The organism is Microbispora sp. NPDC004025 (assembly GCF_053604425.1).
Genome location: NZ_JBSGHN010000016.1, coordinates 190,324 through 203,723, shown reverse-complemented (window position 1 = coordinate 203,723; position 13,400 = coordinate 190,324). Strand labels below are relative to the sequence as shown.

Here is a 13,400-nt window from a genome sequence, read left to right as displayed (position 1 = left end):
CCCATTCTGAGACTGATACGTCTTACCTCACGGTTATTTCTGTCAGTTTGACAAGAAGCTAGTCTCTGCGGCATGACCGAGGACCAATGGGTGCCGCCCGTCGTTCTCCTCGCGGTTGATCTGGTGATCCTGACGTTGCGCCAGTCGCGCCTGCACGTGCTGCTCGTCGAGCGCGGTATCGAGCCATACAGGGGTGCCCTCGCGCTACCCGGCGGGTTTCTTCAGCACTCCGAGGAGGACATCACCGCCGCGGCCAACCGGGAGCTGTCGGAGGAGGCCCACCTCGATGTCGAAACCCTCAGCCTTGAGCAACTGGGTGTGTACGGAGACCCGGGTCGTGACCCGCGCGGACGAGTGGTGTCGGTGGCGTACCTGGCCATCGCACCCCGCCTACCGGAGCCGATCGCTGGAACGGACGCGGCCGACGCAGGATGGCAACCCGTCGAGAGGGTGTTCTCCGGCGACCTGGATCTCGCCTTCGACCACCGGCGCATCATCACGGATGGCGTAGAACGCGCTCGCGTCAAGCTTGAGCGTTCCTCCCTCGCCACGGCCTTCTGCGGACCGACGTTCACCATCACCGATCTTCAGGAGGTGTACGAAGCGGTCTGGGGTATCCCGCTCGATCCCAGGAACTTCTATCGCAAGGTCCAGAAGAGCGAAGGGTTCATCGTCCCGGCAGAGACAGCTCGCAAAGCCACCACCGGCCGGCCCGCGCGACTTTTCCGGGCCGGTCCGTGCACAGTCCTCTATCCGCCGATGGTCCGGCCCGCCGAGTCGGCCGAGCGCAAGGGAGCAGGAGAGTGAGCGACCGCCCGATTGTGATTCTCACCGCGCTGGACTTGGAATACCTAGCGGTCCGGGCAATGCTGGTTCGCCCGGAGCTCCATCGCCATCAGCACGGCACTCGTTTCGAAATCGGCCGCCTCCGCGGTGGCCGCTCCAGGCTGGCGCTCGCCCTTGTCGGCCCAGGTAATCAAACGGCGGCCGTGCTCGCCGAACGGGCCATCGCCGAGTTCGCCCCGTCCGCTCTGCTCTTCGTGGGTGTGGCCGGCGCCTTGCATTCCCACATCGCCCTCGGGGACGTCGTGGTGGCGACTCGTGTCTACGCCTACCACGGTGGGACGAGCGAGGACGACGGGCTCAAGAGCCGCCCTCGCAGTTGGGAAACCTCGCATGCCGCCGATCAGATCGCGCGGCACATCGGACGCACCGGCGCGTGGACGCGAGGACTCCCGACTTATGACCCGGCGCCCCGAGTGCACTTCGGCCCGATCGCTGCAGGTGAGGTGGTCCTGAACTCCAAGGTCTCCGGATACGCCCGGTGGATCCGGCAGAACTACAACGACGCTTCCGCGATCGAGATGGAAGGCGCCGGGGTGGCTCAGGCCGGGCATCTGAACGGCGCACTGCCCGTGGTCGTCATCAGAGGCATCAGCGACCGGGCCGACGGAACCAAGGAGGTGACGGACCGCGACCTGTGGCAGCAGAAGGCCGTGGCCAACGCCGCGGCGTTCGCGGCGGCACTGGCCGAAGAGATCGCCGCCGAGGACCGGGACGGCGACTGGCCGACGAGGGCCACGGCGAGAGGAGCCAGCATGCCGGAGCAGGGAACGACGTACAACATCGCACGTGACAACGCGCGCGTGGGTGTTCAGGCCGGCATCGTGCACGGCGGCGTGCGGATCGGACCCAATCCGGGACAGCCGGCCGACCTGGAGCAGGCGCTCGCCGCGTTCCGCGCCCGACTGGAACAGGCCCGTACAGACGGCCACCTGGACGAGGACACCTACGCCGCGGCGGAGGCGGAGCTCACGGAGGCCGACAAGGCCCTGCTGGAGACACCCCGAAGCAAGAGCAAGCTGACCCTGGCGCTGAAGAAGCTCCGCGGGCTGGTCAGCGACGCCGGCGACCTGGCCACGGAGTTGGCGGCCATAATCGCGCTGGCACAGGCCCTGTCATGACACCTGAAAGTGCCGCCGGGGCGAACATCGCCGCCGATTCCGCGCATGTCGAACTGCAGGCGGGCGTGATACACGGCGATGTCAACTACTACAAGATGCCGCCTGACTCGTCGCCTCAGGAGAAGTTCGAGATAGGGGTGCGATTCCTGAACGGCGGCGTGGCCGGGCATGCCTGGCGACTCATCAGTGAAGTCGTCGCCTCTGGCCACATCACCAACCGGGTCTGCTTCCACTGGCTGCTCGCCCTGGTAAGCGGCAGAACCCGCCACGAGTTGTCCGATGAGGAGCGAACCTGCCTTCGCAATGCGCATCGTTTTCCCCCGCTCGGCGAAGACGACCGCTGGGCGGACGGCGTACGGATCATCAGAAGGTTGCTGGACGCCGCTGACAAGCCCGACACGGACATCCGTGTCCTGATGAAGGAGCTCGACGAGCGCGGCCCGGCACAGCGGGACATGATTCTGCGACACATGGAGGTGTTTCTCCATGGGTCGCTGAAGGACCAGATGTGGGACCGTGGCCTGCGACGCGCGTGCGCGCAACAGATGACCGGCGATCGGAAGAACCGGGTCTGGAAGTTCTTCCAGCCGAAGCCGGCCAGGCCCCGGGTGCGGCAGCCCGAGCCGGTCACGATTGCCGGCACAACCTGGTTCAAGGCGGTGGCGGGGACGGTTGTGTCCGTCCCGGCGGCCGGGCACGTCGGTCTCCTGCTGATACAGGACGGCCGGGTCTCCGTTCTGCTCGCCTACCTGCTTAGCATCGCCGGGGCCTGTTTCGCCGCCCCCGCCGGCCTCGAATGGTGCTTCTGTTCCGGGCGCCGCCGAATGCTGGACGAGGCGTACGCGTTGGCCCTGCGCCCGAGAACCGACACGCCTCCCGACCGCTTCGCGCGGAGAGTCGACCACCAGCTCGCGTACTACCTCGCTAAGTACGTGCCGCACGGCATGGATCGCGAGGTGTGGCTCACGTGGACGGCCGGCATCCGCAGGCGCATCCGGGACGAGGTGGCGGACGCGTACCGCGACACGGGCGACAAGGTCGAGGAGTTCAACTGGCTGATTCGGTATCGGGCCGGTGAGGTGGCACGCCGATGGGACAAGGGCACACTCTGGAGCTACCGTCAGGATCTGGCCACTCTCCCGCGCACGATGGCGACAGCCCTGCTCGGCACGCTGGCCTGTGCCGCTGGCGGGGCCTGGGCGGTGAGCGGCGCGGTGCAGGCGGGAGGACTGATCGGAATCCGGTCGATCGCCCTGCTCGTGGTGGCGAGCTGGATCGCCGGGCGCGCCTGGTGGCGAATCGTCCTCGAACGCCGGCGGTTCAGCGCCGACTCGTCTGATTCAGAGAGACTCTCGGCCGAGTACGAGGCCGAGTTTCGCCGATGGAAGGACCGGCTGGCCGACAAGCCCGGCGACGCAGAGATGGCCGCCTGGCTGGACTGTGATCGCAAAGTGCTGTTGAACGAGGCACTGCGGCATTACCGGCTCAAGATGAGCGACGTCGTCGCTTACGCGTTCATCGAGGCGCGTAGCGGTTCCGCCACCCGGGCACGGCTGCCGGGCGGACCCTGGCGGTACCGGCAGTATCAGATGATGATCTTCCTGCTCACCGCTGACGGGGTGCGGCATTGCAACGCTACGCTCCATTTCGCGGACGGCACCTTCCACGACCGTCAGCGCTTGAACTACCGCTTCGAGGCCGTCGCGGCCGTTCGTGTGCGGCAGGCGGACGACAACTCGCAGACCTTCGAGCTCTCCCTTATGGATGGTCAGAAGATCGCTGCCCAGATGATCGGCCCGGAACTGCCGGAGCATCAGCAGTCCGAAGATGCCGCAGAGGTCTCAGAGGTGACGCTGGACGCGGCCGGGCTGCGCCATACCTTGCACGTCCTCGAAGGAGTCGCGGCGGAGGGCAAGGCGTGGATGACCACTGAACGCCGCCGCGGCACGACCGGCCCGGAAAGCCCCGGACGTCCCACCGCGTAGGCGGACTGAGAGACGACGGCCACGCCGGAGGCCAGAACGACGGCCGCCGGCGGAGGCCGGTCATGCGCTCCTCAGCGGAGATGGGCCGCTGAGCGCGTCTGGCGGTCCGCGACCACCGCTAGCGGACGGGGAGGCCGGTGACGGAGCGGCCGATGATCAACCTCTGGATCTCCGAGGTGCCCTCGAAGATGGTGAAGATCTCAGATGCTGCATCCGGCGACGGGCGACGATGCCTCGATCATGCTGCTGAACAGGGCTAGGACCTTCCGTAACCTTTGATTGTTCAGTGCGGTCTTTCTCCGTCTCACGGAACGACGACGGAACAGATGCAGCCTGCTCTGCGACTACGGCGCTTCAGAGGGCCGTGCCTGTGCTTGAGCATTGACCTGAGGACTTCTTACCTCAGAGCAACGAAGCGTAGGCTGCCTCGTGCAGGTCAGCGAGGCCCCGCCGTTTCGTCGGTAGTCCCCCTTGGCTCTTCATCACTACGAGGGCTCTCCGCGGCATAGAGGGTGCTCTTGGCGCCTGATGGTGCGATACCTTTAACGATAGCGCCGTCACATCCGAAGTGAAGTGTGCCAGGAAGTCAAACAAGTGCATCGGGCACGAGGTGGTCGCCATCTGGATGCAGTTAGTGCCAGCCGTTGTAGGCCTTGCTGGCGTTGTGCTCGGCGCGCTTGTTGGCGCGTGGCGGCAATCACTGCTTCAGCGGAGTAACTGGCTGCGCGACGACCTAAGACGTTGGCAGCAGGATCGAAGGGAGTCATACCTCAAGCTTGTCCAGGCTGACGATGAACTGTACCGCTGTGTCATCCGAGACTTGCGTGACCCACCGCCTGGGCGCACAGTAGCCGACGATCAAATACTAGGCTCTGATGAAGTAGTTTTGCCGCTCTCCACGGACGAACGTGCTGAGTTACTTAAGGCCTTCGATCGCCTCTGGCGCGCAAAGCGCGAAATTGAGCTTCACCATTTGACTGACGACGCACTCTTAGCAGCGGCCAACAGGCTCGCACTCAAGCATGCCGAACTGATTCGATCTGGCTCGACGCCCCGAGGACGCCCGGGAGCTAACAATACAAATCCGAGATGTCCTTAAGACACGTCGCGACTTGATTGACGAATTCATGCAGCAAGCACGGTTGGCACTGAACGTCCCCGGAAAACGGGACGCCTGATTCAAAACAAGGCACTGCGCTTATCCCTGTCGACCTGGACGCTCCGGCCCTACCGGCACCCGGCGGGATTTCCCATACCACGGAGATACTGGGTCGCAGTGACCGAAGTGACCCCTTCGCGAAGTCACTTGAGCGGCCCCGAGCGCTGCACAAACAACCTACAGGCCAGCCGAAAGCTTCCCACCGTCATTCGCCGGCGTTCGGGCTTCTCCGCGGCGGTTGTCACTCAGATAATCACTCACTCTTCAGGCCCTTGCGGTCCCGAACTTCTGCTGCCATGACTTTCCGCCTGCCGCGGTATCCCAACCGCTTCGGTGAGGTCAGCCCCAGTGAGAGTGGCGGCGGTGAGGGTCGCGTTAGTTAGGTCTGCACGGCAAAGGTACGCCTCGGTGAGGTTCACCTCGGTGAGATCGGCGCCGTTGATTATCGCACGGTAGAGGTTGGCACCCTCAAGGTCCGCGCTGCGGAGACTCGCATTGGTGAGATTTGTGCGGGCGAGGTTCGCGCTCGTGAGGTTTGCACGGTTGAGGTAGGCGTTGCGGAGGTCGGCTCCGCGGAGGTTGATTCGCCCACGGTCCTGGCGAACGTTGCGGCGACCGATCACGGTCAAAGCCGCCTGGATATCCGTCCGTAGAGGTCGCTGTTCCCCTTCTAGCTCTCCTATGTCGCACTGCTCCCCGATATCGTCTCGGTCTCGCGAATGCTCCCGGACAAAGGCCGCCAGCACCTCCATCACAGTAAAGTGATCACGGGGCGAGTCCCTTGCGATCCGCTCCAGCGCGTAGATGCCGCCCAGGCGGACATCGAGCTTGTCTGTGCCCAGCTGCTCGATGGCCTTGGTATACCGGTCGGTGATGTGTCCCTGACGGGCGGTGTCCGCATTGCGCGCGGTGAAGAACACCGCCACCAGCGCAATCAATCCAGTTGCGACCGCGAGTGCCCGCCCACGCAGCGCATCCAGCGCCGCTGCCAGGTCCTTACCAGTCAGCCCACTCACTCCGTCTATGTGGACAAGCACCCACGTCGCACCTGGGCCGAGCACCCAAGCCAGCGCTACGACGAGAACTAGCCCAAGTGCGATCAGGATGATCCGAGGGAGTCTCACACCATCCACGATCGGTCAGTCTGTACGATTGGCGCCCCATAACTTCCATCGTCGATGACCAATCGTGATCTACAGATTGTGCAGCGTGTCAGCGCACCCGCGTGAGGGCCGGCGGGATCGCATGCAGGTTGTTCACGCCGATGCATAGCGTGTGGTCCCCAGATGGTCCCCGCCAACTGTCGGACTGTCGCAGTTCCCTATGTCTAACTTCTCGAACGAGAGCACGACGACCATCGGATCCAGGGAGGGCCGCTCCCGCTTGAATGAGTGCGGCCCTCCGGTATAAATAGCGTTACGGAGGTAGCTAACCACTTGGTGAAGCTACAAGAATGTTATTGCGTGGTGCACCGACGAGGGCCGGCCTTTGTGCAATTTACCTATCAGCGCTTCCTAGACCTCGTGGCGCTTTCCAATCAAACGTCCCGTTCTTGAAGACCCCCGCACCGTAAGCAGGAAATACGTACATTCCTGCCAAGCTCATTCCAGTAGGACACCCGCTCCCAGGCCCGCTTTTGAGACACCAACTTTGTCGACCAAAACGCGGCGTGATCACCTGTCTCTCGCACTTCTCGACCGTTATCTGGCGCCAACGAGCAGCCCACGGCATGCACGGATGCTGAGACAAGTGTTAGGGTGCTCACTCGCCTGAGCTCACCCATCACCCAAAGTCCTGAATCACTTACCCTCTCTACCATAAGCTATGACTCCCATCTACCTGTAACTTCAAAACTCTTGCAATGGTCAGCAGAGATCGTTCGCGTGAGCATTTTGGGATCCGGACCAGCCATCACCAATGCGCCATACAACGGAAACGCCCATCTGCTCAAAGAATTCGACATGGGCTGCACCAATACTCTCGTTGAACAAGGCAATCTTGCGCACTTCCACGTCCGAGTCATAGAGAAAGTGCGCATAGAAGAACAACTGCGCGAACGCTTCGCGCGCAGCGTGTTCTGCATCCCCCGCACGAATTACCTTGGCCTCAATCAGCCAATGTCGACCGTTCTTCTCGGCAGTGAGATCCCTAGGGTGAGGTGAGGCCACCACAAACTTCCTCGCTTCAAGGAAATCAACATAGTCATTAACAAGCGTCTCATGCTTACGACTTTCATAAATTTCGCGAGCCTTGATGAGTTGCCGATACTCGCCGTCATTTTTTGGCTTGAAAACCGCGGGTTTTTTCTTCACCGGTTTGCGACGTGCAGGTGTGACGATAGCAGGATTGCCCTGCTGCACGCCCTCCTCCCGCACCTCCAGTGCAAGATCATATAGCTGAATGAAGCGCTGTAGATCCGCGATCATTGCCGTTTCATCTGGCAAAGTAGCAAGTTCATAGATGCGGGCAACGATGTTGCCGTACTCGTAGTCCACCGGCAGTGGCGCGTTAGTCCGCAAATCGATAGCCGCACTCAGATCCTCGATAGCCTCGGGAGCGAACGCGTCGCGAATAGCCGCAGCTTGAGCCTTTAGTGCTTGTCGAGCTCTCGGTCGACCGAGTTGCTGTCCAATCTCGGTAACACCCTGATTCAAACTGAGTGTGACGGTGCTCAGGTCGGCCGCGAAGAGGTACACCACATACATACCTCGACGCGCCGTTTCGGTTTCGTCAGGGTTGAATACGGCGATCCAAGGGGAGGTCGCCCCTGCTCCTTGCCTCCACTCCCTTCTGCGAGGTATGTGCCGGGAATCCACTGTTTGAGCTCCTTGCCTGCTTGACGAAGTAGCTGCTGCGCCTCGCTCGACATTGGGAGCGTTCTGTCATACTTCTCGCCGATCTGTCGGATGAGCTCTCTAAGCTGCACCAAGTACCCCCTATGTCTCAGGATTCAAAGGAGAGTTTAGAGTCGACGCTCGACAATTGCTCCCAGGTTGGTCACGTTGCTCCCGAAGAGTAAGGACACCTGGCTCAGCCACAGCCGGCACTGCTGGCAGGGCGAGACCGGTTGGCCAGCCACGCCAACCGTGGACGGGTATGACCTGCGGCGCAATGGCCCGCTTCCTGTCCCCGCCCATGAGAGTCGGTAGTAGTTCGGTGGATGTCAGAGTTGCCGCGTATGGTGGTCTCGCCGTCTTGATCACCGCAGTAGGAGGTGCCTTGTGGCTTCTGGGCGCCGTGGTAACCGAGGCAAGGGCCGTACGGTCGGCGGGAGAGAACCGATCGAGCCGTATCTCGGGGCCACTTGGGCAAGAGCGACGATGGACGCACGCGATGGAGTGCACCGGTTCCGCCGCCCGCACGGGGCCGGCCTATCGGAGGCCCAGCGCAACGCTTTGGAGCAGATGGCTGAGGCCGAACGGCGACTTCCGTCCCTGCTCGCAGAGATCTCGACTACTGCCTGCCTAGCCGACCCGCTCATGCTGTACAGCCGACTCAACATCTTTGATGCGATGCGGCGGGCAACTATACCGGGCGCCGCGGGATTCGGAAGCGACGCGCTGTTGGAGTTCTACGGTGGACTCGTCACGGCGATGCCGGTGGAACAGGTATTGGACCGACTCGGCGCCGGCTGGGATCCACGGACGTTGTATAAGCTTGATCGGTTACTGCGCGAGTATGGCACCGCTGAGAGCCTCGTCTACCAGGGCCAGGTCCTACGGGAGGGGGCCGCAAATTCAATTGATAGCGTCCTACATCTGCTGCAATTCGAGCACCGGTTCGACCGCATGCTCGGATACCCGGCCCAGTTACGACCGATCTTCGAGGCGATCACTGAGCCGCTTAGTGAGCTGGCGCGTACGGTGTTGGGTTTCGCGCTGAGCGACGCGCTTATTGCTGCGGATGCCTACCAAGCGATTCTGGTGGAACGCATGGACGAGGTTATGAAAGCCTTCGCGCGGCAGCAGATCTCACCGCCGACCGATGAAGAGGCCTTCACAAAATACGCGCTAGGCCTTGCCGCCGGCGTAGCCACCTTCGGCGCAGCTCCAGTCGAGGACGACCTGCCCGCCCTGCTGACCGAGCGAACGAGTATTCCCCACGATCAGTTGGTCGCACTCGTCACCGCCTTGGCGACTCCCTTGGGGAGCCAGCCCGAGCTCCGTACCCTTAACGACGCCAACACGCTCCGCCGTCGTCCAATCATCGCCCTCCCCGAGGGTCGATATCTGTGGGCCCGTCCCGGCGACTTCATCCATGCAGCCCTCGACTGGGCCGCTGATGCATGCCAGGACCACCCTGACTTGCTCAAACGGTTCGATAAGCGTCGCCAGGATGCGTGTGAGGAGCTCACATACCAAACTTTGGCGGCCATCTTCGGCCCTGAGCAGGTGCACGCCAGCGTGACCTACCCCGCGGAGGGGCAGCGACCGGACATCGACGTTCTTGTCGCCACTCCCGGAGCCACACTTATCGTGGAGGCCAAGGGCGGACGTTTCACTGACCCGGCGCGTCGGGCTGCGCCGGACCGGGTCAAGAAGAAGACCTTCGAGTTCGTTGACAAGCCTCTCGCACAAAACGCTCGCACCATCGCATATCTGATGAGTGGGGCGAACGATTTACGAGATAAGCGGAAGCGACGCTTGACCATTCCAAATGCATCCCACCGCGTATCTATGATTGTCACCCTCGACCGAGTGGATCCCTTCGCTACCCACCTTCCCGACGGAGGAAAGCGCGCCGCGGCCCCCGAGGACGGCACCTGGCTAGTCACTCTCGCAGATCTGCTCATCGTGGCGGATATCCTCCGCCACCCGGCTGAGTTCTATGCCTATGCCAAAACTCGCGCGGCGATCAACAAAGCCGGAGGGCCGACGATCTTTGTAGAGGCAGACGCATTAGGTGCCTGGTGCGAGCATCGAATTCGCCCCACAATCCCTCCACCGGGCGAACTGACTCTCGTCGGTACCACGTCCGAAGTGATGAACGAGTATTACACTCACATAGCGATTGAGCAGCAAGATGACCTAGCGTCGCGCCCGACATCCCATGTGCCGCTTGAGGTCCTGTACGCCCTGGACGAGGTCCTGATCAAGCGCCCTGACCACTGGCACGATCTCACTACCGCCGCCCTGGCCATAGCCCCAACAGGCTGGCAACCCGTGGAGAAGGCGCTTATCGCGGCGACCGCGATTCGGAAGACCGTGACCGCAACTCGCCGTACCCGTAAACGAGCTCGACGATTGCTGGGTGGAATCAAGCTCTCTGCGAATCTGACGGTTTACATCGAGGACAATGAAAGTCACGCGCTTCATGGTACAGATCCAGGGGTCCTCGTTGTCGTCCCAGGCCCTACCGCGGTGTGATCCGCAGATGCTGGGCGAGCGTTGAGCGGAGGGGATGTGGGGTGCATGTTTCTGCAGCTCAGCGTGAAGCATGCCGTCGGGACTTACAGCCCCCAGCTAGCTGGAAGTGCTAGCGCTTGGCCGGTTAGTCCTCGATTGCTTGCATCCCAGAGACATTTACTCGCGACATTTGTTCGAGTTCAATGATAAGTCGCCGAGGGTGTTCTACAAGGTATGCATTTTGGCGTAAATGCACGACCTCTTGGGGAGTAAGATCGCGCACCCTTACTACTCCATCATCAGTCTTTATCAAAATGAGAGCACCGATCTGTATTACTGCCTCGGGTACGTTCTGAATTCCCTCCATTAGTTTAGCAACAGCCTCGGCCTTTTTGACGTCGACCTCTGCTTGCACACTATCCACCGCGCGCAATTGGGCTGCTCTTGTCATTTCCGCGGTTAACTGCTTACCAACCTCGGTACCACTGACATCTTTTGCACGACCGACGATTCGACGCAACCAGGAACCATAGATAGGCCCGGAGTCGCTTAGTATGTGAACGTCGTACGCTTCTAAGAGTTGAGAGATAGCCTCTTCCGCCGTCGAGTAATCCCCATCGCCTAACATGTAAAAGAACATAGGCAAGGCCTCAGATACACTGACCTGCTCCAATGACCTAGCAAAGTGAGCAGTGGCATTAACGTGGTCCCGAGAGACTGGGTTACCCCTGCCCTCTGTTTCGTCTGTGGACGAAAGGGGGGTCACAATGATCGGAGCACTGTGGAGGACCTCATCCGAATGTACATCGTTTGCAAATTCAGATACGAGGGCATATGTGCCTCGCCCCCGATCTTCAAGAAGAGTACGCACATCCGACTCTCGGAAGCGTAGAGCTCCACTAGGTGTTCGCACCGAACGAATTTTCCCCGCTGCAGCCCATCGAGTTATCGTTTTGGGATTGACTCCCAGATGACGGGCCACTTCGCCAGCAGTTAAGAGGCGGTCCTTGCCATCGTCTTCCATGACTCCTCCAGTGGTGATGTACAGGGAGTACAACATACTTTCCTACCGTCTGGCATCACTTCGCCAGAACTCCCAAGACAAAGTTGTTTACGTATGGGGGACGTGTGGTCGGAGGTGGTCGTACACCGACAGCACGCCATGTCCTGATCTCTCGTCTGCCGTCGACCCATCGCGCAGCGACAGCGGGCCGGGGACGGAAGGTCAAGCCCTGCCTCGCGTGTACCTGTTCCCGGTGACCTTCCTCGCGCGCTGGTTGTCCTGCTAGCACGGCTGGGCTTGACCTGGAGGAGCCGGGCTGCTGGGCTCTGCCTGGGTCGATGGCAGGCGAGCGATCAGGACTTCCACCCCAGCCAGCTACGGCGCCAGCTCAGCGCGGCCCCCTCTCGGAGTCGGAGGCCCCGGGGTTTGGGGCAGCGCCCCAAGGTCCTGTCTCTTGCACCTTCCGCCCGTCTCCCCTCCCCGCTCCTTCTTCCTCTCTCCCTCGTCTGCCAGCGTCGCCCTCGTGGTTTCCGGGTTCTTCGGCATCGTGGTGCCGCTTATAGCCAACGACCCTTCACACTTTGGGGAGAGATCACTTTTGGCACATTGCCACTTTGCCGCCATCGGTTGAACACCGCGCCGCTTGTCGGCGCAGGTGCGCGCCGCCTGTCGGCGGGACCGGCCGGAGAGCCGCAGCCCGCCGGCGGGGCGGGCGCGCGGCCCAACGGTAGACACAATTTGTGTCCGTGTGCCTTCCCACTCGGGGGTGCGGGCCGTGATGACTTCCTGGCTGCGCTGTGCCTCCCCATCGTTCGACTCCCTCACGGTGTCGCTGGAGGACAGCTCAGGAAACAGTCCCTCTTCTGCCGATCCCTTCCCCGGCGGGTCCTCCTCTTGGTGGCCCGCCTTCTGCTCTGGATCGTCGAGCCTGCCGCCCCCTCGCGCATCCTCCCCGCGTTTCCTTCTCTCCCCCTCTCACCGCTCCCCGCCGAAGGCGGCTTGATGGCGTAGGGAAACCTGTAACAGGGCAGCCGTAGAGGGGCTACCTATCTGCACGACGTTGCGGTTGACCGCGTTGGGCATGGAACTCACCAAGGAGTCCGAAGAACATCTCGATCGCTGGCGTACCGGACTCCTCGGCTGCCCGTTCGATCTCCACCGCCCAGCCCAGAGCGCTGGGACACGACAGGTTCAGCCTCTTCCATAGCCACTCAGCGAAAGGCCCGCCGCTCCAGAAGTCAAACGGCTCATCGATACCATGGACTTCCAAGGCGAGAGCGTATCCGAACAGTATGGAGTCCAGGTCCTGCAAAGAACTGCGGCGGACCCACATACCTGGCCTAAGCCGCACCTCTTCTAGGAACTCGTAGACGTCTTGCAGCTCGCTCGGCTTTCGAGGGGCCCGCCCGCTTCTTGCCGTCTCCGCCATGGGCGCAGCTTACTTGGAAGAGCGAACGGTCACAGGACCAGCGTTGATAAGAAGGTAGACCTGCAAGGAGCGTTGATCGCCCCCGGCCTACAGTAGGCGTGTCCCGTCGTGTACTCGCACAAACGGGCCGTCCTCGCGGAGCGCGTCCATGACGCGAATACCTCTCGCTTCGGGCATCCGGCTCTGTACCTCTTCCACGGTCAGCCAGGTTGACTCAAGTGCTTCATCGCTGGGCCTGGCCTCACCGGCGACCGGGTGGCATCGGAAGGTGAGTGAGACCACCCCGAGAACCATGTTTTTGTAGACGCCTGTCAGGATTTCTGGCTTGATCTGGACGCCGGTCTCTTCGAAGACTTCACGGATAACTGCCTGTTCCGGGCTCTCGTCCAGCTCAACCACGCCGCCTGGTGGAACCCAGCGCCCGTCATCTTCGCGGCGGATGGCTAGGACTCGTCCGTCGTCGCGGAACACGGCTGCGGTGACACTTACGGAGTGTCGAGGAAGCTCGGACATGA

At 61.9% G+C, this 13,400-nt stretch carries 9 protein-coding genes and 1 pseudogene; 4 read left to right on the top strand and 6 right to left on the bottom strand.

Annotated elements, in window-relative coordinates; genetic code table 11:
* The first annotated feature begins 72 nt into the window (after nt 1-72).
* The 3 genes from ACWEQG_RS32450 to ACWEQG_RS32440 are packed head-to-tail and all read left to right on the top strand — an operon-like array spanning nt 73 to nt 3,949.
* Nucleotides 73-807 (top strand): NUDIX hydrolase, encoded by a 735-nt coding sequence (locus tag ACWEQG_RS32450; RefSeq protein WP_452290580.1) that lies wholly within the window; start codon nt 73-75, stop codon nt 805-807.
* Nucleotides 804-1,964, top strand: coding sequence for a 5'-methylthioadenosine/S-adenosylhomocysteine nucleosidase (locus ACWEQG_RS32445; RefSeq protein ID WP_452290578.1), 1,161 nt, complete (start codon nt 804-806; stop codon nt 1,962-1,964). The genes ACWEQG_RS32450 and ACWEQG_RS32445 overlap by 4 nt, the downstream gene beginning before the upstream one ends.
* A complete protein-coding gene (locus tag ACWEQG_RS32440) occupies nt 1,961-3,949 on the top strand; it encodes a hypothetical protein (RefSeq protein WP_452290576.1) in 1,989 nt (662 codons plus the stop codon). Before ACWEQG_RS32445 ends, ACWEQG_RS32440 begins: the two co-directional genes overlap by 4 nt.
* 1,416 nt (nt 3,950-5,365) lie before the next feature.
* On the opposite strand, the gene ACWEQG_RS32435 is transcribed toward ACWEQG_RS32440, so the two are convergent.
* Nucleotides 5,366-6,241, bottom strand: coding sequence for a pentapeptide repeat-containing protein (locus ACWEQG_RS32435; RefSeq protein ID WP_452290574.1), 876 nt, complete (start codon nt 6,239-6,241; stop codon nt 5,366-5,368).
* A gap of 732 nt (nt 6,242-6,973) precedes the next feature.
* Complete coding sequence (locus ACWEQG_RS32430; RefSeq protein WP_452290573.1) at nt 6,974-7,924, bottom strand: MrcB family domain-containing protein; 951 nt, start codon at nt 7,922-7,924, stop codon at nt 6,974-6,976.
* 588 nt (nt 7,925-8,512) lie between these two features.
* On the opposite strand from ACWEQG_RS32430, the gene ACWEQG_RS32425 reads away from it, so the two are divergent.
* Nucleotides 8,513-10,474 (top strand): hypothetical protein, encoded by a 1,962-nt coding sequence (locus ACWEQG_RS32425; protein ID WP_452290571.1) that lies wholly within the window; start codon nt 8,513-8,515, stop codon nt 10,472-10,474.
* Nucleotides 10,475-10,598: 124 nt separating this feature from the next.
* Here ACWEQG_RS32425 and ACWEQG_RS32420 read toward each other — a convergent pair whose 3' ends face one another.
* From ACWEQG_RS32420 to ACWEQG_RS32405, 4 genes and pseudogenes are all read right to left on the bottom strand, one after another.
* Nucleotides 10,599-10,973, bottom strand: coding sequence for a hypothetical protein (locus ACWEQG_RS32420; protein WP_452290626.1), 375 nt, complete (start codon nt 10,971-10,973; stop codon nt 10,599-10,601).
* Between the two features lie 336 nt (nt 10,974-11,309).
* Nucleotides 11,310-11,477, bottom strand: a pseudogene (locus ACWEQG_RS32415) (helix-turn-helix domain-containing protein); the annotation flags it as partial.
* Between the two features lie 1,021 nt (nt 11,478-12,498).
* Nucleotides 12,499-12,885, bottom strand: coding sequence for a hypothetical protein (locus ACWEQG_RS32410; protein WP_452290569.1), 387 nt, complete (start codon nt 12,883-12,885; stop codon nt 12,499-12,501).
* An 87-nt stretch (nt 12,886-12,972) separates the two neighbouring features.
* On the bottom strand, nt 12,973-13,398 hold the full coding sequence (locus ACWEQG_RS32405) for an NUDIX hydrolase (RefSeq protein ID WP_452290567.1): 426 nt from the start codon (nt 13,396-13,398) through the stop codon (nt 12,973-12,975).
* Between the last annotated feature and the right edge of the window lie 2 nt (nt 13,399-13,400).

Bases quoted from the DNA above. Each gene is read 5' to 3' on its own strand.
- ACWEQG_RS32450 (WP_452290580.1), top strand. From the start codon at position 73: ATGACCGAGGACCAATGGGTGCCGCCCGTCGTTCTCCTCGCGGTTGAT.
- ACWEQG_RS32405 (WP_452290567.1), bottom strand. From the start codon at position 13,398: ATGTCCGAGCTTCCTCGACACTCCGTAAGTGTCACCGCAGCCGTGTTC.
- ACWEQG_RS32425 (WP_452290571.1), top strand. From the start codon at position 8,513: ATGGCTGAGGCCGAACGGCGACTTCCGTCCCTGCTCGCAGAGATCTCG.
- ACWEQG_RS32440 (WP_452290576.1), top strand. From the start codon at position 1,961: ATGACACCTGAAAGTGCCGCCGGGGCGAACATCGCCGCCGATTCCGCG.
- ACWEQG_RS32410 (WP_452290569.1), bottom strand. From the start codon at position 12,885: ATGGCGGAGACGGCAAGAAGCGGGCGGGCCCCTCGAAAGCCGAGCGAG.